Below are 25,179 nucleotides of genomic sequence, written 5' to 3'. Positions count from 1 at the left end.
TCGTTACCTCGGGTACGCGGTCGTTCGGATGGGCCGGTCGGAGAAACCGCGGGATACGTCGTAGCGCGCGCGTGCAACCTCGCGGTCGAATCGGCGCTGGTGGAGCTGCATCATCTTCGGATCGCTCCACGGCTTGCCGGGGATCTCTTTCAGCTCGGCGAGCGCGCCTTCCTTGAGGCATGTGGCGTACTGGTGGAACCAGCCGGGAAGGTCGGCCTCGCCGTCGGCGGGCTCCAGGCTGGCGGTCGCCACGAGCGCGTCGATCTTGTCGCCCTCGGGCTTCGGGACGATCACGACCTCGTCGGGGCTGTTCATCGTCCAGAAGTGCGGTTCCGGGGCGAGGCGGTCGCGCCAGTCCCGGTGCCACTGGTCCAGCTCGCCCTTGTGGCGGTGTTCCAGCAGTCGGCCCTCCACATGCACCGTCAGCGGGGATACGACGCGCGTATGCATCGGCGCGGGGAGCTGGTAGTCGCCGATCTTGCTGTAGATCGACACGGCCGGGAGCTTCTCCTGCCACAGGTGCGACTGGCGGCATAGTTGCTCGGCCGCCACGCGCAGGGCGTCGATGGCGACGTCCTCGGGGCAGCCCGGTACCTGCGGCCGGACGCGGTGCAGCAGATCCTCGAGTTTCACGTCGGGTCCTCCTTCGCGGCCGGTACCGTGCGCCGCTTGGCCTTCCGGTCGATGCCGAGCGCCTGGTAGAACGACTGCGCGTAGCGGTCGGCGAGCTGCAGATCGGCGTACCCCGTGTCCTCGCCGTAGGCGTAAGCGAGCACCCCATTCAGCACGACGTTGAAGTAGTCGTCGGTGACGGGAAGCTCGGCTGTCTCGTCGGCGGCGATCGCCTCGCCGTCGGGCGGCTGCTTGGCCGCCTTGTACTGCAGATGGACGTCGCTGTTCGCCGTGGAGATCGGCGGCGCGACGTAGAACTTGCGCGGGGCCGAGAGCGTGAAGAACACGTCACGGACCTCTTTCTTGGGCCGGCGGGTGATCCAGTCCGGGTCGAACGCTTCCTGCGTCGCCAGATCGCCGTTGTGAACCGCACGGCCGGGTGTGCTGCCGTCGCTGCCCATGTTGCGGACGCCGCCCATCCAGCGGATCACGTCCGCCGGCATATCCTGTTCGGCGCCGCTGGTGAGCTTCATGGTGTCCAGCTCGGCCACGGAATCCGGGTAGAGGCCCGCCATTTCGGCGAGCGTCCACGACAGGTAATCCGCGAGGGCGTCCCTGCCCCAGCGGGTGTTGCCCGTGTCGGACAACTGCCGGGCAGCCGTGTCGATGATCGGCTTCGCCTGCATCGTGGCTGCCCCTTACTTGACGCCGTGCTCGGCCATGAGCTCACGGACGCGGTTGCGGACCGCCTCGACGTCCATGCTGGTGACGTCGATGGTTTCGCCGAACTCGCGATCCGCGTACTCGGCCAGCTTCGACTTGCCGAGCTGACTGACCGGCTTCTCCGGCTTCTGCGGGCCGCGCTCGGGCTCCTCCTCGGACTCGCCCTCACCGGTATCGGCATCCGCCAGGCCGCCGGCATCGTCGTCGCCGCTGTCGGCCTCGCCCTCGCCGGCATCGCTACCATCGTCGGCCGGATCTTCGCCCGATCCGCCGTCGGTGCCGTCGCCACCGGTTTCCAGGGCCGAGCCGTCGGTCGTGACCGCGCCACCAGCCGCCACGCGCTGACGCGCACGCTCGAATGCGCTGGTGTCGATCGACTGTTCGGCCTGGTCGCGCACGGCCTCGTAGGTTTCCCGGTCGACCTCGACGAACGCGTCGGTGTGACTCAACAGACGCGGCGCCACGTCGGCGGCCACCGGCTGAATGTCGCCGTAGCCGGCCCACACGACGCCCGTTTGATACAGGGTGTCGCGCTTGCGCGGCTTCCGGCCGATGTACTGGATGAATCGAAATTCCATCGAACTTCGCTCCTCTGGAAACAAAACGGGGCGCCCGGAGGCGCCCCGCCTGCTGCCACGTTGTCAGGCCCCGATTACTCGGTGCCCTCGTAGGCGTACACGATTCCGACGCTGACGACGGTATCGGCATCCAGCGCCTGTGACTTCACCGTGCCGCGCACGTAGTGGTCGGCCTTCAGACGCGGGTAGCCGGTCGTGGAGTCGCGGCGCTTCACGCCCTCGACGTCCAGATCGAAGTCCCCGTTGAAGAAGTCGTCGTCGCTGGCGTCGTCCTCCGCATCGACGTTGGCATCGACCGCTTTGAGGCCGAGGCGCATGTCCGCGGTTGCGGTGGTGTTGCCGTCGGTCATGACGTACGAGTCGACCGGCCGTGCACCGGCCGGCAGCTTGATGAAGTCGATGGTGTCGTCCACGGCCGTACCGCTCGGGACCGTGACTTCCGCCTGGGCGAAAGACAGCGTGCCCCACGTACCGGACGGCACCTTCGACGGATCGTTCAGCCCTTTGGCGTTTACGTCGCCCATTTGGCTGTACCTCCCTTGTCAGGTGGTGAATTGAAGGCCCCCAACGAAAAAAGCCGCTCAATGGCGGCCTTCAACGCTGGGGGTGTTGTGGCGTCCGGCTTAACTGACGGCCGTATCGACCGCGTACACGCCGTGGTCGGTCCACTCGCCGTTCGAGCCCTTGAAGCGCGTCTTGCGCTTGCCGCCCATGAACGACACGGAGTGCTCGACCGTGTTGCCGTGGTCGGACGTCTCCTCGTGCCAGTTGGCGTAGTAGCCCGAGCCGTTGTCCTTGCCGTAGACCTCGGCGAGCGCCTGCGCGCCAAGCAGCACACCACGGTCGAACTTGGTGTTCGCGTTCGTGGAGCTGACGTTGCCCGCGGCGTCCGACTCACGGACGGGATCACCGGCATTGAACCGGATGGGGCGGTACATCTTCTTCACGAGGATGCCGTTCCACATGCCGGGGTTGCCGCTGAACAGCGGGTGGCTCCAGCCATTGGCGCGCTGATACGCGTTGGCCAGGAAGGTCCGCCAGGCGTTGTCGCCGGTCTGCGTCTGCAGGTCATGCCACTGACGGGGCGACAGGATCAGGCAGTAGAGCGGCTGCTCGTCCACCGCCGGGTCCTCCGGCAGCCGGATCGGCTGCATGGGGAACGCCATCTCGTCGAGCTGCAGGCGCAGCTCGTCGATCATCTCCAGCGTCATCTTGTCCGCGGAGTCGATGTCGCTGGCGCCCGTGGCATCACCGCCAAGCAGGCGGCGGTTGGGCGTGGGCGGCTGCACCGGATTGACCACGATCTCGTCGAACTCCTCGTCCGTTTCGAGCGGTACAACCCAGTCCTCGGCCTCGTCGAAGCCCCGCGCACCCGCGATATGGGTCATGCAGAGCTGATCCTCGAGGCGTGCGGCCCAGCCTGCGAGGTTGCCCTTGGCAATGCCCCGGAGCTGGTGGACGGTGCGCTGCTGCGTCATGCGCCCGCCCTGGTCGACGCCACCCCGGTACTGGTCGATCCGCACGTCGAGGCTCGACGTCTTGAGCGCCATCATCCGGCCCGCGATCTTGCGGTCGCCCATCGTGGGCTTGCCCTTGATGATGTTGAACAGATCGACACTGACCGTGTCACCTGCGGTGTTCTGCAGGTCCGTAACCCGAACGATCGGGTAATCCTCCGAGGTCTGACCCCGGAGCTTTTTCTCGGCGGCCGACTGCTTGGGCGCAGGGCCGACGAGGTTGCGGCGAAGGGACGGCTTCCGCTGCGTCTCGGAGAACACAGCGACGCTGTAGACCTTCTTCGCCGTCGGGCTCCCGATTGGGACGTTGGTTTGAGCCATTGCTCATTCCTCCGGCTGAAGTGATTACAGGCCGGCGAGGAACTCCTCCTTCTGCGCGTCCGTCATGCGATCGAAGCGGGACTCGAGATCAGTCGGGTCCGCGTCCTCGATCCGTTCACGCTCGGAGCGCGCATCGGGAGAAGATCCACCCGGCGCGTCGGAATGCGACGTGGGCGGCGGAGGTGTGTCGTCGTCCTCCTGCTTGCCGCTGTTGCCGCGGTTGTTGGCATTGGATTGGCCGGAGACTTCCGGCGCATCGGGGCGCAGACGGCGCACGACTTCGGTGAAACGGTCGGCATACGAAGCACCCTGCCATTGCGGGTCCTGCATGAGCTGGTTATCGACCGCCTTGGCGGCCTCGAACATGGCGGGGTCCTGCGATTGCCACGTCGCCAGCGTCGGCAGGTTGTCGATCGCACCCTGTACCGTTTCCTGCGTCTGCCGTTCGGCATCCTTCTCGCGGGCTCGCTCGCGCTCCTCCTGCTGCTGCAGGCGGCGTTCAAGCTCCTGCTCGCGCTCCACACGCTCACGCATCATCTGCGCGTACTCGTCGCCATACTCCTCGGCGATCTGATTCCAGTCGTAGGCGTTCGGGTCGGTGCGGGTGCCGGCGTTGTCGCCCTGCCCGTCCTGCCCCTGCCCGCCTTCCGACGTGGCGGTCGTCTCACCGGGGTTGTTCTGGCGGAGCTGTTCAAGCTCCTGCTCGCGCCGTTCCAGCTCGGCCTTCAGCCGTGCCTTCTCCTCGCGCTCACCCTTGAGTACGCCGTGCGGGATCGTGTGCTTGCCGTCGGCCGTCTCCACGGGCTTGCCTTCGTCCGAGTCCGGCGAATCCTCGGAACCGGCCTCGCTGCCGGTGGACGTGTCGCCATCGCCCTTGTCGCCCGTGTCGCCATCGCGCTTTCCACTGGTGGCCCGCTCGGCCTCGTAGTCCGGTCGCGTGCTGCCACGTTCCCGGTCCTCCTCGGCGTTGCTCGGATCACCGCGCGGGTCGCGCTTCTGGCGCTGCGCCGGAGCCCCATCGCTCTCGCTGTCCCCTTCCATCGCTACCGCGATTTCGGTCGGGTCCATGTTCTCGAGTGCTTCGGGGTCCAGGTCCTCGATGCTTTTTCCACTCATGCCTTTCCTGCTCCCGTATCGCTGGGTTGCGTCGCTGTAACGAGAAAGGCCCGCGCACCGGCAGGCCTTCTCCGAAACGGGCGCCCGTCCATATCCGGGTACCGAAACGGAAAAGGCCCGCTCAATGGCGGGCCTTCCTCATGTGGCTGCTTCGCCGCAGCCTCGGCGGGGCTGTATCCGCGCCCCTACGGAGTCGGTGCGGGCTGCCGCTGCTGCTGGCCGCCCATCGGGGCGCCCTGCTGCTGCGGTTGGCCCTGCTGCGGGCCGGACGGCTGCTGTGAACCGCCCGACGGCCGCTGTTGTTCCTGCGGCTGCATACTCGCGGGCAGCTCGCCGCGCGCCAGTGCCGCGATCTCGTCGGCGAGCTGCATGTCGTAATCCGCGTCCTCGCGCTCGGTTTCCGCCATCGTCTGCTCGGTTTCGGCGAGCGTCTTGGCGGTTTCGGCGCGGGTATCGGCGATCTCGGCCTCGGCCTTCTTGGCGTTGGCCTGCGCCTCCCGGGCCTTGCCTTCCTGCTCGGCCATTTCGAGCTGCTGCTGGCGCTGCTTCAGCTCGGCCTGCTGCGCCTGCTGCTGCTCGGCGCCCTTGCCCTGGCCGGTCATGCGGCGGATGCGGTCGGCCACGTCCTGCCGGTTCGGCAGATCGCTCGCCTCGACGATCATGTCGGCGACGCTCATCTGGATCTCCGGCGGCAGCGTCTTGACCATCTCCATGAGCTGCTGCGCGTACTGCTGGCGGTAGCTCGCCGTGGAGGGCACTTCATCGAGCGCCACGCGATTCACGAGCCGCTGCGGCCGGTTGGTGATGAACTCGTTGCCCTGCTCGTCGTGGTCAAGGCCGTTGAGCACGACCGTCTTTTCCTCGCGGTCGCGGGTGCGCTCGGCCGGTACGTTGACCTCCTCGGGCTCGTCGCCAATGTCCTCGACGATCAGGTACAGCATCAGCTCGCCGACCAGCCGCCGGCCCTCGGAGTAGTTGTCGTTGATCTTCCCGAGCGTGGTGGCCGACTGGTTCACCAGCTCGCGGATCGCCACGCCGGACTGCTCGGCGCTGCCGCGATTGCCCATCGCCTCGCCGAAGATCCCCGACGCCTCTTGAATGTTGGCCTTGGACTCCTGCAGCGCCTGGTACTGCTGGTTGGAGAGCTGCGCGCCGTCCTGTATCTGGAAGCCGTTGGCGTTCGTGCGCCCCGGGTTGAGCACCACCATCGCGTCCGGCCGCGCGACCTCCTGCGCCACCTTCTCGGGCGAGTCCTCCGTGGCGTCCGAGTCCATGATGGTGCGGCTGCTCGACAGCAACCACAGCATCTTCGACCGACGCGCGTTGACCTCGTCCTGCGGGCTCATCATCGAGCGCACGAGGCCGTAGGGCGTGTTGGTCAGGTCCTCGCGGTAGCCGATGAACGGCACATACGGGAACCGGTTGTGCGGGTACGGGCTCGGGCCGTCGTACATGCGGTGCGGGCCGGCCCACCATGCGAGCCTCACCTTGGAGAAGCGCGCCTTCTCGACGCGGGCATGGCCACCGCGCACGAGCGCCTGATGGCGCATATCCTTCGGGTCGTACTCGAGCACGCGCTCCGGGCGGCCGCGGCCGGCGCGGACCTTGAGCACCTTCCCGCTGGTGTACTCGCGGTACCACACCTCATACAGCTTGATCCGCTGGCGATCGCGCAGGAGCCAGTGCTCCTCGTTGATCGTGAAGTCCCGCTCCACGGCCAGATCGTGGGCGAGATTCGTGTCGAGCTCCTCGCGCCAGTCCCACCACGGCTCATTGCTGACGGCTGCGCGAAGCACTTCCTTCTTGTTCGGGAACAGGGCGATCGCCTCATCGAGGTCGTACCACCGCTCGCGCACCATGTAGCGCGCGTCCGACAGGTCCGGCTTGCGCGCCCGCCAGTCCCAATGCAGCTCGGAGCGGTGCACCGTCTCGACGACGTAGGGCTCCTCGAACGGATCGCTCTGGCGGCCGACGTGCACGAAGCCGATGCCGACCTTCACCTGATCCTCGTAGGCGTCGCCGCACACGCGGTTGGCGCGCGTGGTGCGCTCGGCCTCCGCCATCTTCACGGTGAGCGCGTCGGCCAGATCCGTGTCCTCGTCGCGCTCGCCGCGCACCACCCAATCACGGCGCGTCTGCGCCTCCATGCCGAGCACGGTGTCGACCGTGGGCTTGGTGATGTTCACGACGATGGGCGGAATGCCCCGGTCCTCCATGTCCTGCAGCGTCTGCGAGGTGAGCTGGTTCCCGTCGTAGTAATCCGCCGCCCGGTTGGCCTCATACCGCCAGTTGGGCTGGTCGTGGATCTCGCCCAGGAACTCCTCCAGCTTCTCGACCTTCATGGAGTCATACCATCCTTCCGGGCCGGCCCCGATTCGGGTTCAGACCGCTTCCCTTGCGGCCGTCACCCATTGGGTACGCAAACGTGAGAACGAACGAATCGCCCGAGTCCGGGCTGCCTTCGCCGCGCTCCTTGATGTCCTCTTTCTTCTCCAACTGCTGGCGCTGCTTGTTGTCGAAGAAGTATTGCGGCGTCGTCAGATCGGACGCGAGCTCCTCGTCGTCCGGTATGTCGCCCTCCTCCTTGAGCCACTTACGGGCCTCGTGCCAAAGCTCGACGCGCCGGTTGTAGAAGTGGTCCGGGTCACGGGCCGCCTCGCCCGTCTGCACCGCGACCACCGTGAACTTCAGCTCGCGCAGCTTGTCGACCACGCCCCAGCCCATGCCGGAGGCGTCCACGATCACCGTGTCCGTGTCCCACTCGTTGAGGCGATTCGCGCACCAGTAAGCGACCTGCATGAGGTCGTTGATGCGCGCCCGCTCCTGCGGGAACACCTTCGGCCCGCGCCGGAACGTCAGCACCGATTGGTCGTCGCCGTGGCGGGCAACGTCGAGCGCGACCACCAGCGGCTTGCGCCGGTAGACCTCGGCCGGCACCGAGCGCTGGCGCGCCGTCGCGGTCGCCTCGGAGCTGATGAACTGATTGAGCCCCGCGCGGGGGAACGCACCGCGTACCCTTACGCGTACGTAGTCCGAATCCTCGCCGTAGTCGGCGACCCACTGATCGAGCTTGTTGCGGTTCGCCTTCTTCGCCGTGCGGCTGTCGATGTGGCGCGTATGCCACCTGTGCTTGAACCGGTTGAAGCAGTCGTAGAACCTGCCCTGCGGCCACACGGGGTTGCCGAACGCGATCCAGATGGCCCCCGGCGTCGTCATGGCGCCGTCGGTCGTTTCCCAGATCACGTCGTCGATTGTTGATGCCTCGTCGTAGATCACGAGGACGTGGCGCTCGTGCGTACCCGCGAACGCGTCGGGGTTGGCCTTCGACCACGGGATCGCCCATGCGGCCCACGACTCCGGGGCGAGCACGTGGTAGAAGCTCGTCGCCGTCCAGCGGAACCAGTGGGCGTTGATGCTCACCCGGTGCCACTTCGACAGCTCGCGCCATGTTTTCGTCGTGAGCTGCGGCTTCGTCCCGGCCGTGACCACGATCTGCGGATACGGCCGCGTGGATATGAACCAGTGGATCAACCACGCGATCTCGGCCGTCTTGCCGATGCCGTGCCCGGAAGCGATGGCGTACTGGATCGCCTCGGCTTCCTCGCCGGCCGTCTCCGCCTCGGCGACGAGCCGGCCAAGGTCCGTGAGGAACTCGCGCTGCCACTCGTCCGGGCCGGATTCCTTCTCCAGCCACCCGCCGGGCTCGCCCCACGGGTACGCATACAGCACGAAGCCGTAAGGGTCCGCGTAGAACCCGGCGACGTCCTCCTGTAGCTGGCGCTCCGCTGCCGTCTGCGGTAGCGCCCTGCTGCCGTTAGCCGCCACGGCGGGCGACCCGCTCCCGGCCCCGTTCGAGCCGCGCGAGAATGTCCTCCGCGTCGCCGCCCTCGTCGTCCTCGTCCAGGTTGAACGCCTTGCGCTCCAGGCGAACGACGCGGTCGAGGCTCGACGACAGCGATTGCATGAGCGAGCTGATGCCGTCGCCCTTGCCGGGGAACAGCACGACCTCGATGCGGTCGCGCACCCTTATGCCGTTCTCGTCGGTTTCATCCCCGGCCGTGAACCACATATGCACGAGCGTCTGCATCTCGCGCAGCGTGGCGATGGTGTTGCCGATCAGCTCCCGGTGCTGGCGCACCACTTCCACGCCCCGGGCCGCCGCCTGATCCACGGCCGCGCGCTCGTTGTCCGGGCCGGTAACGCCCTCGTTCAGCTCCTCGCGCTGGGTGCGGGCGCGCGTCTCGCGCCGGACCTCGTCCGACAGATCGCGTGTCCAGCCGTAGTGCTTGGCCTTCTTGCGGATCGCGCCCTCGGATACCTCGTACTGGCGCGCGATTTCACGGATGGAGAGCTGGCCGGCACGGTATTCCCGCCCGATTGCCTCCCAGTCCGCCTTGCCGCTCGCCATTTTCCTTGCACCCATAAAAAAGCCCCACGACCACTGGCCGTGGGGCAGACCACGAAGAACCCCTCTTGCACGACCGGAGGGGCGGCCCTAAGCGGGCGCGCAGATTGCGGGGGCTCCGCGCCCGGTGCTCGGCATGAACCCAAAAAGCCCCGACGGCGATCCGGTGCCGCCGCCGGGGCCTGCTGGCATACCCCCGCAGGGGTCAGTCGGGCTCATAAGGTATCTGCTGGTAGCGGGGGCAGGATTCGAACCTGCGTCCTCCGGGTTATGAGCCCAGCGCGCTGCCTGACTGCGCCACCCCGCTACAGATCACGAAACGTGCGATTCCCGTCCTCCGGGGCGCACGCCTCGTACTGTGACCGAAAGGGTACATACCCATAATCACCTGTGCAACACGCGGCGTGCTGCGCTCCGTGGCGGATTGGACCGCACCATCACATTCTGTGTTGACACCCGCAGTTTTTGCGGGTTAGCTTTCGCTTGTCGACAACGACACCACGGAGAACCCAATGAAAAACACGCAGCAAGAAATCGACCGCGCCGTTCGGGCCGCCGCCCGCGCCATCGACTACGTCCGGCACAACGGGCTGGCCGGACAATCCGAGCGGTTCCACGCCCGCGATGCGCTCGTCATGTACGGCGTCGAGCCCACCCGCGAATTAATCAACCGGGCGCAGCGCCAGGCCGCAGCCATGCCGCAGCGGAGCAAGCGCACCCCGAGCAAGCGCCCCATGTCCAGCATCTACGCGCCCCGGCGCCCCGCTGCCCGATAAGGAGGCAACCATGCGTTTCAACAGCCAGAACACGCCGCAAGCGAAAGAAGCCGCAGAACGCTTTATCGGCATCTGCACCCGGGCCGGCAGCGTGCCGCCCACCAAGGCCGACGTGACTATCGGACTGCTCGCGGCCGACGGCGCCAACGGCAACTATCCCATCGAGTGGGAGGAGCTTCTCGCCGCATCCGACGCCGACTTCATCCATGACGTGGGCGGAATCCTTGAGCACATGGACCGGGACTCCGGCGAGCTGATCGCCGGCTTCGTCCCGCGCTATGCGACCCACTACGAAGGCTTTGCCGCCTTCCACGAGTTCGAGGACAGCCGCGTTGCCCAAATGGCGGGCGAAGCGGTCGGCCCGGACGCAGAACCGTCATAAACCCTGCCAGCCGATGCGCCTTCAAGGACGAAGGCCCATCGACGGGCAACCCCGACCACGGAGAACGACGATGAACCTGGAAGCCACACAGATCCCCAGGGTCGATCCCAAGAAGGCCCGCAGCTACGTCGGCGTAGCCCGCGCGGCCGAAGGCGACACTTACGAAACGAGCGAAAGCGGCAAGGCCGCTTACTTCGACAAGCCGAAGCACCTGGGCACTTTTGGTTGCCCGGTATCGCTTCTGCGCCGCCTCCCACCATCCGAGGGCAACGAGCATTTTGGCGACTCGGTTGGCGTCCCGATGTGGTTCCTCAAGCAGAACCGCATCGACTGGTAACAAGCACGACCACGGAGAAAACCATGACCGAACAAGAGCCCCTGCTGCGCGACAACCTCCTTTATCTCGGCGACAACGGCCGCGTTTTCTGCGGCGCCTGCGCCCCCGAAAGCACCCGTTACACGTGCATCGACCGGGGCGGAGAGGAAGTGGTCGAGATCATTCCCGAGGAGGCGCGGCACGTCGAGCACGAGGAAGGCATCACCACGGCCTGCGAAATCTGCGGCCGCAAAGCATAAGCAACGCCAGCAACCACGGAGATAACCCCATGAGCACCGCAACCAAGCAAATGAAAGTCGACGCCATGCTCGCCGGCCTGCGCTGCCTGCAGCGCGACATTGAGGCCGGCGCCGTGTTCCACGAGGAAGGCGACATTGGCGCCATCCTTACCTGCGACGGCGCCCACGAGGGCCTGACGGTCGAGCAGATCGACGAGCTGTGCGAGGAGATCAACACCAGCCGCACCACGACCTACACCGTGATCCTGCTGTACCCGGATTACATGACCGACAACTACGGGCAGGACACATGGATGGGAGCCGTCGAAGCCACCGGCCCCGATAACGCCGTTGAAAACGCCCGCCTACAGGTCACGCGGGATACCGGCTGCGTCGAGGACATGGAGGACCTCGCCGTTGTCGCCTGCATCCAAGGCCAGCACGACGACCTCGCGTAGCCGGCCAGCCGTTGCCCCGGCGCGGCCGGGGCAGCGTCGGGCCCACTACCCGACCACGGAGAAAGACGATGAACGAACCAACCGTAAACATGGAGCGCGCACTCGCAACGCAGGCCCGCGAGGCCGTGGACGAGCTGATCGAGGAGCTGCAGGACGCACGGGACAACGTGATCCTCGACGACGACCGCGCCTCGCTGGACGACCGGATCGAAGAAGCGCAGAAGCTCTCCGGCCGCCTGTCGGCCGTGCTCGGCGAGCCAGCGGCAACGCGCCCCGGGCCGCGCGAGGACGATGCCGCCAATCGCCAGATCGCGCTGGACGAGCTGATCCGCCGCCAGCAGGCCGAATACAACGGCCATGAGCTGTCGATTCACGTCCGGCTCGATCCGTCCGCCCCCGAGGGCGCCGGGCACCTGTACGAGTTTCGCCGCGACGGCCTGCCCACCGACGCCTACGACACGATCCAGCAGGCGGCCGAGAACGCGATCCGCTCCACCGAATAAGACAACCAGCCACGGAGAACGACAATGAGCATTCACGACGCAACACACACGATCCCGAGCGGCATGGGCGGAATCTTCCGCGTGTCGATCCTTGAATACGCCCGAGAGGGCCACGTGAAGGTCCGGGTCCACTACCCGGGCGAGTGGGACGGCCACACCTACGTCGTCCACCACGAACGCCTCACGCCGATCGCGGAGGCGCAATGATCGACTTCACCGCCCACCAGCACCCCGTCATGGCCGTTACCTGCCCGGACTGCGGCGCCCGGGCCGGTACGTGGTGCGTCCGGCCGAGCGAGCACAAGGCCGCCAACTTCCACGCCAGCCGCCGGGAGTGGGCCGACCGCGTATTCATCCGCGAGCACGGCGAACGCGCCTCCATCGAGCGCACGGCCGACGGTTGGGCCATCGACCCGGAGGGACGCGCGAAGGCGTACCCCGAGCAATTCAACGAACAGAAGGAGCTTGCCCTATGAGCCCCCACACGCTGACCACGCTCACCTGCCCGAAATGCGAAAGCGACCGCATCGTGCATACCGAATACGTGCTCGTGGACCGCGACGTGCGCGGCTACGACGAGCACGGCCGCCTCTGGATCGACGGGAACATAAGCCCCGGCGACGACGGCGAGCACGAGCGGCTGCATTGCAAGCATTGCGGCCATGACTGGCCTCTCCCCGACGACGTCGACTTCATGTGAACGACTGATAAGGAGGCTTCGTGGCGGCCGACAGCTACCCCGACGTAGTTATGCCGGTGCGGTGGGTAAGCCGCACCGAACTTGAACGACTGTATCCACCAAAGGAGAAACCAATGGGAGAAGTTGCAGACATGGTCCTGGAGGGCCTGCTCGATGAACACACCGGCGAGTACATCGGCGACGCCAACCTGCAGCACTACGGGACAAAGGCGCCGGGATTCCCCGTAACCTACGAGCCCACGCATATACCACTGATCGCCGGGGAGGCTGCCCCTGGCGGCAAAATCGCTTGCCCCCATTGCGGCAAGCACGTCAAACCACGCGGGCTCGGCGACCACCTGATCGACATTCACGGCTATCATCACGCCGAAAAGGTCCAGTGCCCCTTGTGCCCGAAGCACACGAAGGTCGAGGGCCTCTGGCAGCACATGAGGGACAAACACGAGGAGGCGGGGGATTGACGTCCGAACAGCTCCGCCAGTGGCGCCGCGACATGGGATGGACGCAGGAGGAGGCCGCGCGCCAGCTCGGGCGCGGCGTCCGCTCCTACGAATACCTCGAGTCCGGCGCCAGCACGATCAAACGAGAAACGGCCCTCGCCTGCGAGGCGCTGCGCCGTAAAGAGAATCGCCTACCGTAAAGGAGGCGCCAGGGAAGGCGCCTACTCCTGATCCCCGTACACGATCCCCGCGAGCTGCAACCGCAGCCGCAGGGAATTGAAGCCCCGATCCCGAATCACGCGCACCGCGTTTTCCAGATCACCGACCACCTGTTGCCACCGGGCCCGCTGCGAGATCGACTGCGCCGGCACGTCGACCACGTCGGCATAGGCACGCTTCGGCGGCCGGCGGCTGCTTTCGGGCTCGTCCGGGCGCTCCAGCTCGTCGGCCATCCGCAGGATCGCCACCATCGCCATTCCCCGACGCTCCTGCTCGGTCATATCGACCGGCCAGCTTGTAACGGTCTGCGACAGGTAGTAACACAGCCCGATCATGTTCCGGCTGCGCGTGTCCGGGTCGGCCGCCATCGCCCGGACCATGCCGCCGGCCTCGGCCATGCCCGATATGGTCGGCTCGGAGATTGCCGCCAGGTGCGCGAGTACGGAGTAGGCGAGATCCTGGAAGTCCTCCGGCGGCGAACCGCCCCGCCCGCGCTTGGTCGGCACGAGGGCCGGCTGCTGGTGCGTGGATTTGGAGGCCGTTTCGTAGGCCCATGACACCGCCGCCAGCACGGAGCCGAACCGGCGCGGGACCTCGTCGCGCGGTACCTCATGCGCTTCCATCGAATACCTCCGGCACGGGATCGAGAAAGTCGAGAAGGCCCGCGTAGTAGGCGTGCTCGCGGACGGTGTCGGGGTCCAGCTCACAGAGATCACAGTGGTGCTCGAAGTCCTCGTTGTCCGGCCGCCAGTATTCCTGCAGGCCGTATTTCACCCACGCGGGCGCATTGCTGTCCGTTTCCCGGCCGAGATCCCGAACCGCCCGCGCGATCATCTGGAATCCGAAGTTGTTACGAAGCTTCGCGCGCGGCATCGGCGTTATCCGCTTGAATCCCTCGACCAGGGCCTCCTGTCGCAGCTCCAGCTCGGCCCGGGACGTCGGCCGTGGCAGCTTGTGGCGCGTCATGCCTCCGACTCCCGCTTTCGGATCACGTCGGCGGCCTCGGCCGGCGTGAGAACAAGAAGAACCCGCCACGGCTGATGATCGAGGCGGTACGCCAACATCGGCGGCTTGTCCTCCTCGACGGCCTGTGACTCCGTCTGCGTAATCCATCGGTGCTGGAACGCCTTGGCGCGCTTGATCTCCAGACTCACCGGCAGATCGCCCGGGGCCGAATCGCCGCCCGACTCCTGCGGGTCCGGCTGTGCGTGATTGCGGCGGATGCGGCGGCCGAGCCAGCTCGACAGTTCCCGAAGAAACTCGCGTTCACCGACCTTGCCCTTGTCGCGGCTGCGTTTCCCCATCGTCAGCTCCCCTCTACGCGCTAATCCCGAACAGATCGCCCTGGCCGACCTTCAGCTCGTCCACCAGCTCGTCGGTTGCGAACGTGTGCTGTTCGCCCTTGTACGGAAGCCCCGGGACCGTGATGCGGCCGTGCGCGATCAGGTATCCCGGCCTGCCCGGAGCACCGAACCCTTCATGCGATACCGCATTGAGGCTGCGCCGCGTCGCGCCGTTGATGACCTTGCTCCGCACGTAGGCCAATGCCGTCTGTCGCGCTTCCGCCCGGTTCATTGCTCCGCACCCCGAATCTCGATCAGCCCGTCATTGATCCAGCGCCGCCACGTCACGGCGATGGCGTGCAGGAACGCCTCGCTGGCCTCCTCGCTCTTGCGCCGCTCCGGCCGGTCCATGTCCCGGTGACACTCGGCGCACAGCTCCGCGGCCATGTGATCGTCCGGCTTCTGCCCGCGCCCCTTGCCGTACTGGTGCTGGCGCAGGCCGGTGTAGTGGGCAAGGACCGTCGTGCCGTCGTTGCGCCCGCACAGCGCGCAGGGTTGGCCGTTGGCGTGCTCGCGCAACTTGCGTGACCGCACGGGCTCGCGCTTCGGGAACATCATGCGGCGAACCTCACCACTTCCTGCGCCACCGCCTCGCGCAGATCCTCGTCGTCCATTTCCACCAGGAACTGCTGCAGGAGAATGTCGATCGCCTGCGAATACAGCCGCTCGAACTCGTCCTGATCCATGCTGTGAAAGGCGATGGAGCGCGGGTAGAAGGACACGGAGCCGTCGACGTGCGTGTGCGCGTAGAAGAACCCGCACCGCACCGTCAGCTCGTACCGGAACGCCTCGAATGCCTCGTATCGGTCCTGCTGCTCGAACCCGATACGAAGCAGCGCGAAGAACTTGGCGTGGAAATCGGGATTGCGCGAGCGCGTCATGGACAGCCGCACGATCCGCCCTTGACGCAACTTGGCCAGCTCGTCCCGGTCGGTCTGCGTTGCCGGCTTCAACAGGCCGTCGGAGGTCTTGACCGCGTAGACTTCCACTTAGCTGCCCTCCTTCCGCTGATTGAACCGCGCCCGAACCCGCTGCTCGACGTCCCGCTGGTACCCGGCCGGGGCCTGCGCGAGCCGCGTGTTCCGGCCGGCCCGGTCCCGGGCCCGCATCACGTACTCCACCCATTGGAGAACGTCGCGCTTGAGCGTTTCATGGAACGCCGTCTGCAGATGGCTCTCGATGCCGGGGCGCATGGCCTCCGGCGCCAGCGCCAGCCGCCGGTTGCGCTCCGCCTCGTCGCCGCCGGCCTCCACCCAGGCGTTCCACTCGCCCTGCGTGCCGTACCACGTCGCGGGCTCGGCCGGCCGGTCGTCGAAGATCATCGACTCCCCGTAGAACCGAATCCCCCGGAATCACGTACCGTGTTATCAAGGTCCGAAGTAAACTCGAACGTCGCCTGCGGCGACCACACCAGCCGCGCCTGGGCGATCCGCTGGCCGTGGTCGATCAGGTGGTGCATCCCCGTGCGGTTCAAGAGGCAGACCAGCACTTCGCCCCGGTAGTCGCTGTCGATCAGTCCGGTACCGTTGGCGAGCACGAGTCCGGCCTTCGCGCCGAGGCCGGATCGCGGGATGATCGACAGGCCCCAATCGGTCGGCAGGGCGAACCGCAGGCCGGTACCGATCCAGCACTTCATCCCCGGCGCCACCTTGCGCTGCTCGATGCCGCCCGACTCCGCGCCGTTTTCCTCCAGGAACTCGAGCGCGCGCAGATCGAACGCCAGCGCCCCGGCGCTCGCATACGCCGGATAGGGCTCGTCGCGGATCGCCTCCGGCAGCTCGCGGAAGCGATCCACCTTGACGTTGATCCGCTGCCGAGACTCCCACCGGCTGCTCGGCTCAACCACCGTCATGCCCAGGCCCTCGGCCACGCTCGGCATATCGTTGTCCTCGCTCATTGCTTGTCGCCCTCCACCGGCCAGACGGTGCCGGCCGTGTTGCCCATGACCGCGCAAGACGTGCGCGGTCCGTAGTAGCACCAGCCCTTGCGGACGAGATCCGTGACGCGCCGCCGCACGAGCATAAGAATGTCCATCGAGTGCTGGCGCAGGCGGCCCTCGTTCAGCTTCGCCAGCTCGGCGCAGGTACAGCCGGGGTCGCGCTCGACCATGTCCAGCACAAGCCGCTGATGCGCGGACAGCTTCCCCGACTCCTCCATGTGCCCGGCCGCCAGATGGCTCGTGCCGGGATCGTTGTTGTGGGCGATGGGCTCCATCGGCGCGGTCATGATTGCTGCCCTCCGGTCAGGTTGTGGGGAATGGCGTCGCAGACCGACCGGGACTCGTTCGGCAGCCCCTCGCGCTTGGGCGGATCGACGGCCGGCGCGGGCGCCTCCAGACGTGCGGCCGGGTCCACCGCCCTGCCCCTCGCCACGTCGCGGACCATGTCCTCGACCAGCTCGGCGTAGACGCGCTCGACGATGCGGGCCTGCTCGCGGGCATCCACCAGCGTCACGTTGCGCCGGCCGCCGGCCGCGCGGCACACCGCCCGCACGAGATCGTCGGTGTCGCCCCGGGCGATCCGGGCGATCACCTGGCCGGCCTCCGGCAGGCCGAGCGCGTAGCGGACAAACTGCGCGTGACTCGGCGGCCAGTCGCAGCGGTACTTGGTCGCGCGGATTCCCTGCTCGACCTGTTCATCGGTCAGGCCGGCGAGCGTTTCCGCCCATTCGGCCTTCGCGCTTCGCACCTTCGACCGCGTCTGCTCGCGGTCCTCGCCGCGCAGCTCGGCCGTGAAGCGGGCGCCGAATATGTACGTAAACCGATTGAAAAGCTCGCTAACCTGTTCTTGCGTATTCGCCATCTATGGCCTCCTCGGGCGCGTCCCGTTCAATCTCCGCCGTAACGTCGGCATGGGAGCTGCCGCCGCCAATGGCGGCCGGGGGCGTCCAGTCGTTGAGGAAATGCGGGGGGTCGGCCGGACCCATGAAGGTCTTGCCCATGAGCACCTTGTCCGTGCCGATCCGCCCCGTCGCGTGCAGGTAGGTCCGGTAGCGGTCGAGTCCGTCACCGATCTGCTCAACCGTGAACCCTTCCGCCAGCCGCCCGTTGCATTGCTCAAAGGCGGCCTTCTTGTCCTGGCTTCCCGCGCGCTTGGGCACTTTGGCCCACAGGTCCTCGAACCATTGCGGGTAGCTTCGGCGCGGTGAACGCGAGGGTGAACGCCGTTCACCGGGGGAAGTCTCTGTCTCTGTATCTGACTCTGTCTCTGTCGCGCGCGCCCGCGAGGGAGCGTCACTGTGACCGTCACAGTCATTCACCTCGTTTTCACCCTGCCCTTCCCCGCGAAGCCGCTCTCTGTAGCGACGTGTGCGGTCCGCGCTGTTGTCGTGGCGGAACTGCCGCTTGTCCCAATTCACCGGCTCAAGGTGAATATTCACCAATCCCACCGCCTGCAGCCGGCGGTGAATCTCGTCCAATTCACGTGCCTGCACACCCAGCTTCACCGCCAGCTTGCGGTGAACCATGTCCGGGTCGTCGTCGGTGTCGAACAGGCCCTGGGCCTTGCAGCACATGAGGGCGACGAAGTGCCAGCGGTCCTCGAACGCGAGGAGCCGCAGCTTCTCGTCGTCGATTGCCTCCGCATACATGCGGAACCAGCGCAAAGAATTACCCATTGCGGTAGTCCTCGTATTCTTCCCGCCCTTGTCGCCGAACGTGCGCGCACACGCTGGCGGTCACGGCGGTATCCATGCCTTCCCCTTTATCCACGGCTGAACCGCACACGGCGCACTGAATCGGGGGCGCCGAGCCCTTCGCTGTCGGGCTCCGGGGGCGTGGATGCCGCGTGTTCGATCCGGTGCTGTGTTTTGATCCGCTGGATAGTCCTCTCGCGCTCAGCGTCCAGACGGTCCAGGTAGTCAAGATCCTCCTGCATCGGGGAACGCGGCGCGTTGTTCCAGGTCGGACGGCCGAGGCCGGGGACGCAGTCGCAGACGTGGTCCGCGAGCACGCGCCGGCCGGTGTACGCGGCGAAGCCGGTCAGCTCGCAGAAATGCCAGTATTGGTCCTTGTCGGTGTTGTTGTTGGCCCGAACCCGGGCGCCGGCCGTGCTCGGTTTGCGCTCCGGCCAGTATTCGTTCTCCATCATCCAGATGCCGATGAAGTCGGAGCTGTAGCCTTCGAACAGCAGCCGGATCGCTTCATCACCCGAAACCGGGGGGCCGCCTGTATCGTCGTCGGTCATTTTTTTACCCTCCGAGGGTTGTTGAGGGGTTTCTTCGTGTCCCAAAAAAAGCCCGAGGCATAACGCGCACGGGCTTATACGGGATGATCGCTATCGACAGGCTCAAGCAGGGATTCGGCGGAAACGCGGTAATCGACGGCCCGGCGCACCTTGCGGACCTCTTTACCGGGCACGGCGCCGCCCCGTTTCCTCCAGTTGCGGATGCGGCTGTCGTAGTCATACCCGCACAGCCGCGCGAGCTGCGGGATGCCGCCGGCGATTTCGATTGCCTGTTCGAGCCCGTTCATGGCGGGCAATGCAATCACGATTTGTGTTATCCGGTCAAACGGTTGAGCACAAGTCGTTGTATGACAGCCAACACGTAACGCACTAGACTTACCCGCCAGCGGGTAGGGGAAGGAAAAACAAAAAACGCATTGATGTGAATCAAACCCACGAGGAACAGACTTTATGAGCAACGAGGAAACGGTGGGCGATCGGCTGCGCCAGGCGCGGCAGAGCCTCGGCCTGTCTCAGACGGCCGCGGCCTATCGCTGCGGATGGGAATCGCAGAGCCGCGTGTCGATGTACGAGCGCGGCCAGCGCAGCCCGGACTACGACGACCTCGCCCGCATCGCCGCGGCCTACGGCGTGCGCCAGGAGTGGGTTCTGACCGGGGAGAAGCCGATTCGACCCGGTGGCCCTATAGACCGTGGAGACCCTGGAACGTACCATGTGCGCCGCCTCACATTAGCCGGCGCCGCCCGTGTCGGGGCGGACGGTAGCTGGCGCACACTCGAGCCAACGGAACCCAGGGAGCTGGCCATTAACGCACCAACGGGGGACCCCACGGCGTACGCGGTCCAGGTGTGCAATCACCACCTTTCGCCCGCTTTCCGCGACGGGGAAATAGTCGTCATCGAGCCCAACGAGAGCCTCGTACCGGGGGAGTACGTGCTCGTGAAAACCACTGACGGGGTCGAGCGGTTCATGGAACTCGCCATCCAGCACCCCGATCGCTACGTCCTGCTCGGCGTGCGCGACGCCAACGAGCGCGTCACGCTCTCGCGTGAGGAGATCGAGCATATCTACCACGTCGGCCCCCGCCTGCCGGCGTCGATGGCAACCGTGGACACCGCCAACAGCGCGTGAGCCGGCCGCCCGGCCGGCTCACGCACAGCGAACGTCACGCCAGTATCACAAAATGTTTTGACCCGTAGTATCACGAACCGTATTATCGTGGGCGTCGCGGTAACACACCGCGCCGACCACGGAGAACATCGTGATGCTGGACGAAATCGCAGAAACCGGCCGCACGGCCGGCACCAGCCAGCCGCAGAAAACCGAATCCCGCGTATCCCGTCGCGCTGAAGCGGGGCGCGAGATCGAGGGCGAACGGCGCAGGATTGAGCGCCAGATATGGGACAGCGAAGTCCCGTCGCTGATCCCCGAGGCCCTGTCGGAAACGACGAATCCCCCGCCGCGGCACGTACACGCCTACGAGTACGAGCGCCGGCGCATGGAGTCCAAGCGCGCCACGATCGCCCGCATCCTGCGCGACTACCCCATCGACGAGCTGCTGGAAGGCGTCGCCCCGGACAGCCCCGCGCGGACGCTGCTGAACGCGCTGTATCCCGACCTGCACCAATACTGCGACGCGTATGTCGATGGAGCCCGCATGGAGCGGGAAGCCCGCGAGCGGCTGAAACACCGGGACCTGTAATGACCGGCGTTACCCCCATCCCGAAAGGGGTTGCCTGGCTCGTGGACGAGTTGGGCTTCCCCGAGCGCCCGGACGGCAACGTGGCCGTGCGTGTCCGCGCGTCCTCGCTGGCGGAGCTGTTCGACTGCCCCGCCCGGTGGGCCGCGAAGCATCTGCAGGGCGAGAGCCTGCCGGACTCCGGCCGCGCTCATTTGGGCACGGCTGTCCACCACGCGACCGGCCTGTTCGATCAGGCCCGCGTGGAGGGCCGGACGATGGACCCCACGGACGCGGCCGACGCGTTCGTGGAGGCGTTCCGCGCCGACGAGCACGTTCACTGGTTCGACGTGAAGAAGGCCGAGGCGGAGCGCACGGGCGTCGGCCTCGTCGCCCTGTACTGCCAGGACATAGCCGGCGGGTTCGACTTCGACTCGGTCGAGCTGACCTGTGAAGAAGTCGAAATCGACATGGGCGACGGCCTCGTGCTGCGCCTCACCGGGACGCTGGACCGGATCTACCGCGACGTATTCACCACCGACGAAGGTATCGAAGTCGAGCGGCGCGGCATCGCCGACCTCAAGACGGGCCGTGCGGCCGTGGATTCGGTCGGCAACGTCAAGATGGACTGGCACGGCGCACAGCTCGCGGTCTACGAGCTGCTCGGCCTGCTCGGCCAGCGCACGACGGGCGAGGAGCTGATCGCCCCGGGCAAGATCATCGGCCTCAAGACCGAGGGCACCCCGGCCGCCGGGATCGGCACGATCCCCGACGGGCGCGGCCTGCTGCTCGGCAACAACACGCAGACCGGCCTGCTGGAATACGCGGCCGGGATCATCAAGAGCGGCCTTTGGTGGGGCAACCCGCGGTCGATGATGTGCCATCACCGCTTCTGCCCGATTCACAACCAGTGCCGCTTCCGTTCCTTTGAAGAAACCACGGAGTAACCCAATGGCAGCCCAAACCGAAACACTCGACAACCTGCGCGGACAGGCCGGCGGCCAGAGCCAGCCGCCGGCACAGAAGGGGATCAACTACTTCCTCAAGAACAACCAGGCGGAGATCAAGCGCGCCCTGCCGCGCCACATGGACGCCGATCGCATGGCGCGTATCGCCATGACGGAAATGCGCCGCACCCCGGACCTGTTGAACGCCGATCCCAAAACGCTGTTCGGCGCCGTGATCCAGGCCAGCCAGCTCGGACTCGAGCCCGGTGGCGCGCTCGGCCATTGCTACCTGCTGCCGTTCGTCGAGAACCGGGGCAAGCGCAACGAACAGACCACGGTGCAGCTCATCATCGGCTATCGCGGGATGATCGACCTGGCCCGCCGCTCGGGGCAGATCGTGAGCCTGCGGGCCCGCGCGGTCTACGAACAGGACGAGTTCCACTACGAGTTCGGCCTGCGCGAGGATCTCACGCACAAGCCGTATGAAGGCGAGAACGCGGGCGAGCTGACGCACGTGTACGCGGTCGCCGAGCTGAAAGACGGCGGCGTGCAGTTCGAAGTGCTCCCGATCGCCAAGATCGAAGCGATCCGCAAGTCCCGCAAGGGTGCGAAGGCCAAGGCCGCCGACGAGCGCGGCCCGTGGAGCACCCACTACGCCGAAATGGCGAAGAAGTCCGCGATCCGGGCCCTGTTCAAGTACCTGCCCGTGTCCGTGGAGCTGCAGCGCGCCGTTGCGATCGACGAACAGGGCGACGCCGGGATGCAGCACAACGACGACGTCCTCGACCTCGACCCGTCCGACTGGAGCACGGCCGACGCGCCGGCCGCCGAACCGGAGGCGCCAGCGGCCGAGGCCAGCGCCAACGACAGTGGCGACAACAGCGGCCCGTCGGGCGACGAGATCGTGCAGGCGATCCGCCAGGCGCCGAACCGCGAGGAGCTGGACGTGCGGATGGACGCCTCGCGCGACCTGACCGGCGACGCACTCGCCGAAGCGCAGAAGGCGTACCGGGATCGCAGCAAGGAGCTGGAAGGCGACTCCGGCGCGCAGAACGACATGGGCCTCGACTGAGGCCCCCGACCACGGAGGACAACACCATGCGTATTGATCGCATCGAAGCAACCGCCTACCTCGGCCTCGCGGCGCTGGATCTGGCGCCGGCCACGGCCGTCACGCTGATTGCCGGTCCCAACGGGGCCGGCAAGTCGAGCCTCGCGGAAGTGATCCGCCACGCCCTGCTTGGCCGCGCCACGCGCGTCACCAAAAAGGGCGACTACAAGCTCCTGCTCACCCACGGCCACAAGAACGGCCAGGGCAAGGTGACGTGGGCCCACGGCGATACCGGCGGCGTCGCCGGCTTCAAGCTCCCGAAGGGCGACGAGATCAAGGGCGCCAACCTGCCGCAGCTCGAAGGGCTCGACATTGCCCTGGGCGCCACCCCGTTCATGCAGATGGCCGACAAGGACCGCCGTGGCGTGCTCATGCGCGCCACCGGCATCCAGGCCAAGCCCAAGGACGTCGGCGAGCGGCTCAAGCAGCGCGGCGTGGAGGCGACCGTCGCCGAGGAAGTCGCGCCCATGCTGCGCTCCGGCTTCGACGCCGGCCGCCAGTACGCCGAACAGAACGCCAAGAACAAGGAACAGGAGTGGCGCCAGATCACGGGCGAACAGTACGGCACCAACAAGGCCGAGGATTGGGAGGCGAGCGCGCCGGAGCGGCCGGCCGTTGAAGCTCTGGAGGAAGCTGCCAACGAGCGCAACGAGGTACAGATCGCGCTCCGGCAGGCGATCGACGATCAGATACAGGTGCGCGACGAACGCCTGTCCGAAGCCTATGAGCGCCAGAAGGCGGCGAAGGCGAAGCTCGCCGGGGAAACCCCGGACGTCCACCCCTGCCCCTCGTGCGGCCAGGCGCTCACGATCAGCAACGAGGGGCTCCACGTTCATGACGGCGGCGACGAGCCCGTGCACGACCAGGAGGCCGCCCGGGAGGAAGCGGAAGCCGCCGGTCAGGCGATCAGCGGCGCACAGAACGAGCGCTCCCGCCTGCAGCAGGAGGTCGGAAACGTGGACAACGGGCGCCCCGTCCAGGCCACGCTCTACTCGCTCGGCGTCGACTCGTATCTGCTCGAACGCTACGACAAGGCGCTGGCCGCGCTGGAGGAGCTGAATCAGCAGGCCGAAGCGCACGATTCGGCCAGTGGTATCACGGAACGTGCTGCGAAGGCCCACAAGGCGGCCAAACAGTACCGCGTCGCCGAGGCCGCGCTGAAACCCGACGGCATCCCCACGGACCTCGTCACCGAGGCGATCCGCCCGATCAACGACCGCCTCTCGTGGTCGAGCCACCACACCGGCTGGCCGCTGGTGCAGATCGACACCGACTGCGCGCTCACCATCGGCGGGCATCCCTACCCGCTCGCCAGCGAGTCGGAGCGGTGGCGCGCCGACATTCTCATGGCGGAGGCGCTGGCCTACGCCACGGGCCTGCGCTGCTTCATGTACGACCGCGTCGACGTGCTCTCGCCGCAGAACCGGACGCCGCTGATCCGCTGGCTGGACGCGATCGCGGCCGACTACGACTCGATCATCGTGCTCGGCACGTTCCGCCAGGCGCCGGACAACAACGCCCTGCCCGCCTCCGTCACCGCGTACTGGATCGACGGCGGCGACATTCACCACGAAAACACGGAGGCCGCGGCATGAACCCCCTGGGCCTTATCTACGACACAGAGACAACAGGTATCCCCGACTGGCACAGCCCGTCGGACAGCGAGCACCAGCCGCATATCGTCCAGATCGCCGCGCGCCTGGTCGACCTTGAAACCCGGAACACGGTGCAGATGATCGACCTGATCGTCCGGCCGGCCGGGTGGGAGATCCCGCAGGACGTGGTCGACATTCACGGAATCACGACCGAGCGGGCATATGAGATCGGCGTGCCTGAGCGGGTCGCGCTGGATGCCCTGCTCCCCCTCTGGCAGGCCGCGGAGGTCCGTATCGGCCACAGCGAGAACTTCGACGCGCGGATTCTGCGAATCGCGCTCAAGCGCTACTACGGCGACCAGCTCGCCGACGCGTGGAAGGCCGGCAACGCGGCCTGTACCGGGCGGCTCGGCCAGAAGGCCATGCAGACCGGCCGGCGGATGCCGAAGCTCACCGAAGCCTACGAGCACTACCTCGGCGAGGAGTACGAGGGCGCGCACAGCGCGCTCGCCGACGTCGACGCCTGTATGGCCGTCTACTTCGCCATGACCGACGAGCAGGAGAAGGAGCCAGCGACAGCATGAATCCGAAATCGGCAGTAATCGGCCCCAACAGCAAGGCCGCAGCCATGATGAACGCCGTGGCCGGCGCCCTGCGGGGCGGCGCCCCGACCATGCCCGAACCCGGCGAAGTGGTCGATGAACCGCGCCCGAAACGGCGCCGGGAGCCGCTCAAAACACGCAGCGCCCGCTACCACAAGCCGGGGCAGGGTCCGCGGGAGTGCCGGCGGCGCGTCGGCCAGCGCAAAGGCACATGGCCGCTCAAGCTCCGCCCCGGCGACGGCATCCACGTCGAGGTACCGGGCGCCGACCGGCCGCTGTCGTGCTACGTCGACCGCGTCCACCGCGGCGGCGGGCGCATCACCGTGATGCTCACCGACGGCCGCAAGCGCACATGCCCGAAGGCGTGGGTGCTCGGCTTCGTCGGCGGGCCCTTCTGAAATACACCAGCACGAA

At 66.8% G+C, this 25,179-nt stretch carries 40 protein-coding genes and 1 tRNA gene; 18 read left to right on the top strand and 23 right to left on the bottom strand.

What is annotated here, in order from left to right:
• Window positions 1–3 precede the first annotated feature (3 nt).
• From A0W70_RS06770 to A0W70_RS06725, 10 genes are all read right to left on the bottom strand, one after another.
• Window positions 4–633 (bottom strand): phage adaptor protein, encoded by a 630-nt coding sequence (locus A0W70_RS06770; protein ID WP_070988474.1) that lies wholly within the window; start codon window positions 631–633, stop codon window positions 4–6.
• On the bottom strand, window positions 630–1,298 hold the full coding sequence (locus A0W70_RS06765) for a phage adaptor protein (RefSeq protein WP_070988473.1): 669 nt from the start codon (window positions 1,296–1,298) through the stop codon (window positions 630–632). Before A0W70_RS06765 ends, A0W70_RS06770 begins: the two co-directional genes overlap by 4 nt.
• 12 nt (window positions 1,299–1,310) lie before the next feature.
• Window positions 1,311–1,913: a hypothetical protein gene (locus tag A0W70_RS06760; RefSeq protein WP_070988472.1), complete on the bottom strand. Its 603-nt coding sequence runs from the start codon at window positions 1,911–1,913 to the stop codon at window positions 1,311–1,313.
• A 74-nt stretch (window positions 1,914–1,987) separates the two neighbouring features.
• Window positions 1,988–2,437, bottom strand: coding sequence for a hypothetical protein (locus A0W70_RS06755; protein ID WP_070988471.1), 450 nt, complete (start codon window positions 2,435–2,437; stop codon window positions 1,988–1,990).
• Between the two features lie 99 nt (window positions 2,438–2,536).
• Window positions 2,537–3,751 carry a N4-gp56 family major capsid protein gene (locus A0W70_RS06750; RefSeq protein WP_070988470.1) on the bottom strand — a complete coding sequence of 405 codons (1,215 nt, stop codon included), beginning with the start codon at window positions 3,749–3,751 and terminating at the stop codon, window positions 2,537–2,539.
• 24 nt (window positions 3,752–3,775) lie between these two features.
• Window positions 3,776–4,867, bottom strand: a complete 1,092-nt coding sequence (locus A0W70_RS06745; protein ID WP_070988469.1) for a hypothetical protein — start codon at window positions 4,865–4,867, stop codon at window positions 3,776–3,778.
• Window positions 4,868–5,052: 185 nt separating this feature from the next.
• Window positions 5,053–7,209 (bottom strand): portal protein, encoded by a 2,157-nt coding sequence (locus A0W70_RS06740; RefSeq protein WP_070988468.1) that lies wholly within the window; start codon window positions 7,207–7,209, stop codon window positions 5,053–5,055.
• 4 nt (window positions 7,210–7,213) lie between these two features.
• On the bottom strand, window positions 7,214–8,692 hold the full coding sequence (locus A0W70_RS06735) for a hypothetical protein (protein WP_070988467.1): 1,479 nt from the start codon (window positions 8,690–8,692) through the stop codon (window positions 7,214–7,216).
• Window positions 8,682–9,290: a hypothetical protein gene (locus tag A0W70_RS06730; RefSeq protein ID WP_139150775.1), complete on the bottom strand. Its 609-nt coding sequence runs from the start codon at window positions 9,288–9,290 to the stop codon at window positions 8,682–8,684. Before A0W70_RS06730 ends, A0W70_RS06735 begins: the two co-directional genes overlap by 11 nt.
• Before the next feature lie 212 nt (window positions 9,291–9,502).
• Window positions 9,503–9,579, bottom strand: a tRNA-Met gene (locus A0W70_RS06725).
• Between the two features lie 205 nt (window positions 9,580–9,784).
• On the opposite strand from A0W70_RS06725, the gene A0W70_RS06720 reads away from it, so the two are divergent.
• The 11 genes from A0W70_RS06720 (at window position 9,785) to A0W70_RS16725 (ending at window position 13,286) form a co-directional block, all read left to right on the top strand.
• On the top strand, window positions 9,785–10,048 hold the full coding sequence (locus A0W70_RS06720) for a hypothetical protein (RefSeq protein ID WP_070988465.1): 264 nt from the start codon (window positions 9,785–9,787) through the stop codon (window positions 10,046–10,048).
• A 10-nt stretch (window positions 10,049–10,058) separates the two neighbouring features.
• On the top strand, window positions 10,059–10,430 hold the full coding sequence (locus A0W70_RS06715) for a DUF6874 family protein (RefSeq protein WP_070988464.1): 372 nt from the start codon (window positions 10,059–10,061) through the stop codon (window positions 10,428–10,430).
• 70 nt (window positions 10,431–10,500) lie between these two features.
• Window positions 10,501–10,767 (top strand): hypothetical protein, encoded by a 267-nt coding sequence (locus tag A0W70_RS06710; RefSeq protein WP_070988463.1) that lies wholly within the window; start codon window positions 10,501–10,503, stop codon window positions 10,765–10,767.
• Window positions 10,768–10,790: 23 nt separating this feature from the next.
• Entirely contained in the window at window positions 10,791–11,006 is a 216-nt protein-coding gene (locus A0W70_RS06705) for a hypothetical protein (protein ID WP_070988462.1), read from the top strand.
• A 29-nt stretch (window positions 11,007–11,035) separates the two neighbouring features.
• Complete coding sequence (locus A0W70_RS06700) at window positions 11,036–11,443, top strand: hypothetical protein (protein WP_139150774.1); 408 nt, start codon at window positions 11,036–11,038, stop codon at window positions 11,441–11,443.
• A 68-nt stretch (window positions 11,444–11,511) separates the two neighbouring features.
• The gene (locus A0W70_RS06695) at window positions 11,512–11,946 is read left to right on the top strand and encodes a hypothetical protein (protein WP_139150773.1); all 435 of its coding nucleotides are present in this window, start codon (window positions 11,512–11,514) and stop codon (window positions 11,944–11,946) included.
• Between the two features lie 24 nt (window positions 11,947–11,970).
• Window positions 11,971–12,153, top strand: coding sequence for a hypothetical protein (locus A0W70_RS06690; protein WP_070988459.1), 183 nt, complete (start codon window positions 11,971–11,973; stop codon window positions 12,151–12,153).
• Complete coding sequence (locus tag A0W70_RS06685; RefSeq protein ID WP_070988458.1) at window positions 12,150–12,422, top strand: zinc finger domain-containing protein; 273 nt, start codon at window positions 12,150–12,152, stop codon at window positions 12,420–12,422. Before A0W70_RS06690 ends, A0W70_RS06685 begins: the two co-directional genes overlap by 4 nt.
• The gene (locus tag A0W70_RS06680; RefSeq protein WP_070988457.1) at window positions 12,419–12,646 is read left to right on the top strand and encodes a hypothetical protein; all 228 of its coding nucleotides are present in this window, start codon (window positions 12,419–12,421) and stop codon (window positions 12,644–12,646) included. Before A0W70_RS06685 ends, A0W70_RS06680 begins: the two co-directional genes overlap by 4 nt.
• A 113-nt stretch (window positions 12,647–12,759) precedes the next feature.
• Window positions 12,760–13,107, top strand: a complete 348-nt coding sequence (locus A0W70_RS06675; RefSeq protein ID WP_070988456.1) for a hypothetical protein — start codon at window positions 12,760–12,762, stop codon at window positions 13,105–13,107.
• Window positions 13,104–13,286 (top strand): helix-turn-helix domain-containing protein, encoded by a 183-nt coding sequence (locus tag A0W70_RS16725; RefSeq protein ID WP_139150770.1) that lies wholly within the window; start codon window positions 13,104–13,106, stop codon window positions 13,284–13,286. The genes A0W70_RS06675 and A0W70_RS16725 overlap by 4 nt, the downstream gene beginning before the upstream one ends.
• Before the next feature lie 21 nt (window positions 13,287–13,307).
• Here the strand turns inward: A0W70_RS16725 and A0W70_RS06670 are convergent, their stop codons facing one another.
• The 13 genes from A0W70_RS06670 to A0W70_RS06610 all read right to left on the bottom strand — a co-directional run bounded on the left by A0W70_RS06670 (window position 13,308) and on the right by A0W70_RS06610 (window position 19,137).
• Window positions 13,308–13,928 (bottom strand): hypothetical protein, encoded by a 621-nt coding sequence (locus A0W70_RS06670; protein ID WP_070988455.1) that lies wholly within the window; start codon window positions 13,926–13,928, stop codon window positions 13,308–13,310.
• Window positions 13,915–14,271 (bottom strand): hypothetical protein, encoded by a 357-nt coding sequence (locus A0W70_RS06665; RefSeq protein WP_070988454.1) that lies wholly within the window; start codon window positions 14,269–14,271, stop codon window positions 13,915–13,917. Before A0W70_RS06665 ends, A0W70_RS06670 begins: the two co-directional genes overlap by 14 nt.
• Entirely contained in the window at window positions 14,268–14,609 is a 342-nt protein-coding gene (locus A0W70_RS06660; RefSeq protein ID WP_070988453.1) for a putative PDDEXK endonuclease, read from the bottom strand. The genes A0W70_RS06665 and A0W70_RS06660 overlap by 4 nt, the downstream gene beginning before the upstream one ends.
• A 13-nt stretch (window positions 14,610–14,622) precedes the next feature.
• Window positions 14,623–14,880 carry a hypothetical protein gene (locus A0W70_RS06655; protein WP_070988452.1) on the bottom strand — a complete coding sequence of 86 codons (258 nt, stop codon included), beginning with the start codon at window positions 14,878–14,880 and terminating at the stop codon, window positions 14,623–14,625.
• Entirely contained in the window at window positions 14,877–15,206 is a 330-nt protein-coding gene (locus A0W70_RS06650; RefSeq protein WP_083330829.1) for a nuclease domain-containing protein, read from the bottom strand. Before A0W70_RS06650 ends, A0W70_RS06655 begins: the two co-directional genes overlap by 4 nt.
• Window positions 15,203–15,637, bottom strand: a complete 435-nt coding sequence (locus tag A0W70_RS06645; protein WP_070988451.1) for a DUF1367 family protein — start codon at window positions 15,635–15,637, stop codon at window positions 15,203–15,205. Before A0W70_RS06645 ends, A0W70_RS06650 begins: the two co-directional genes overlap by 4 nt.
• Window positions 15,638–15,970, bottom strand: coding sequence for a hypothetical protein (locus tag A0W70_RS06640; RefSeq protein WP_070988450.1), 333 nt, complete (start codon window positions 15,968–15,970; stop codon window positions 15,638–15,640). It abuts the gene before it with no gap.
• Window positions 15,967–16,545 carry a dUTP diphosphatase gene (gene dut / locus A0W70_RS06635; protein WP_083330828.1) on the bottom strand — a complete coding sequence of 193 codons (579 nt, stop codon included), beginning with the start codon at window positions 16,543–16,545 and terminating at the stop codon, window positions 15,967–15,969. The genes A0W70_RS06640 and dut overlap by 4 nt, the downstream gene beginning before the upstream one ends.
• Window positions 16,542–16,874, bottom strand: a complete 333-nt coding sequence (locus A0W70_RS06630; protein ID WP_070988449.1) for a hypothetical protein — start codon at window positions 16,872–16,874, stop codon at window positions 16,542–16,544. The genes dut and A0W70_RS06630 overlap by 4 nt, the downstream gene beginning before the upstream one ends.
• On the bottom strand, window positions 16,871–17,449 hold the full coding sequence (locus A0W70_RS06625; RefSeq protein ID WP_070988448.1) for a hypothetical protein: 579 nt from the start codon (window positions 17,447–17,449) through the stop codon (window positions 16,871–16,873). Before A0W70_RS06625 ends, A0W70_RS06630 begins: the two co-directional genes overlap by 4 nt.
• Window positions 17,424–18,263 (bottom strand): hypothetical protein, encoded by an 840-nt coding sequence (locus tag A0W70_RS06620; protein ID WP_070988447.1) that lies wholly within the window; start codon window positions 18,261–18,263, stop codon window positions 17,424–17,426. Before A0W70_RS06620 ends, A0W70_RS06625 begins: the two co-directional genes overlap by 26 nt.
• A gap of 86 nt (window positions 18,264–18,349) precedes the next feature.
• The gene (locus A0W70_RS06615; RefSeq protein WP_070988446.1) at window positions 18,350–18,832 is read right to left on the bottom strand and encodes a hypothetical protein; all 483 of its coding nucleotides are present in this window, start codon (window positions 18,830–18,832) and stop codon (window positions 18,350–18,352) included.
• A 74-nt stretch (window positions 18,833–18,906) separates the two neighbouring features.
• Window positions 18,907–19,137, bottom strand: a complete 231-nt coding sequence (locus A0W70_RS06610; RefSeq protein ID WP_139150768.1) for a YdaS family helix-turn-helix protein — start codon at window positions 19,135–19,137, stop codon at window positions 18,907–18,909.
• Window positions 19,138–19,282: 145 nt separating this feature from the next.
• On the opposite strand from A0W70_RS06610, the gene A0W70_RS06605 reads away from it, so the two are divergent.
• From A0W70_RS06605 to A0W70_RS06575, 7 genes are all read left to right on the top strand, one after another.
• The gene (locus A0W70_RS06605; protein WP_070988444.1) at window positions 19,283–19,963 is read left to right on the top strand and encodes a LexA family transcriptional regulator; all 681 of its coding nucleotides are present in this window, start codon (window positions 19,283–19,285) and stop codon (window positions 19,961–19,963) included.
• A 133-nt stretch (window positions 19,964–20,096) separates the two neighbouring features.
• Window positions 20,097–20,534, top strand: a complete 438-nt coding sequence (locus A0W70_RS16970; RefSeq protein ID WP_070988443.1) for a hypothetical protein — start codon at window positions 20,097–20,099, stop codon at window positions 20,532–20,534.
• Window positions 20,534–21,457, top strand: a complete 924-nt coding sequence (locus A0W70_RS06595) for a RecB family exonuclease (protein ID WP_175443074.1) — start codon at window positions 20,534–20,536, stop codon at window positions 21,455–21,457. The genes A0W70_RS16970 and A0W70_RS06595 overlap by 1 nt, the downstream gene beginning before the upstream one ends.
• 4 nt (window positions 21,458–21,461) lie before the next feature.
• Window positions 21,462–22,529 carry a recombination protein RecT gene (gene recT / locus A0W70_RS06590; protein ID WP_070988442.1) on the top strand — a complete coding sequence of 356 codons (1,068 nt, stop codon included), beginning with the start codon at window positions 21,462–21,464 and terminating at the stop codon, window positions 22,527–22,529.
• Between the two features lie 26 nt (window positions 22,530–22,555).
• Window positions 22,556–24,163: a hypothetical protein gene (locus A0W70_RS06585; protein ID WP_070988441.1), complete on the top strand. Its 1,608-nt coding sequence runs from the start codon at window positions 22,556–22,558 to the stop codon at window positions 24,161–24,163.
• Window positions 24,160–24,747, top strand: a complete 588-nt coding sequence (locus A0W70_RS06580; RefSeq protein WP_070988440.1) for a 3'-5' exonuclease — start codon at window positions 24,160–24,162, stop codon at window positions 24,745–24,747. Before A0W70_RS06585 ends, A0W70_RS06580 begins: the two co-directional genes overlap by 4 nt.
• Entirely contained in the window at window positions 24,744–25,163 is a 420-nt protein-coding gene (locus A0W70_RS06575; protein ID WP_139150766.1) for a tudor domain-containing protein, read from the top strand. The genes A0W70_RS06580 and A0W70_RS06575 overlap by 4 nt, the downstream gene beginning before the upstream one ends.
• Window positions 25,164–25,179: the final 16 nt, after the last annotated feature.

The sequence above is a fragment of the Halofilum ochraceum genome (assembly GCF_001614315.2).
Lineage (GTDB): Bacteria > Pseudomonadota > Gammaproteobacteria > XJ16 > Halofilaceae > Halofilum > Halofilum ochraceum.
This window is presented reverse-complemented; position numbering and strand designations above follow the sequence as displayed.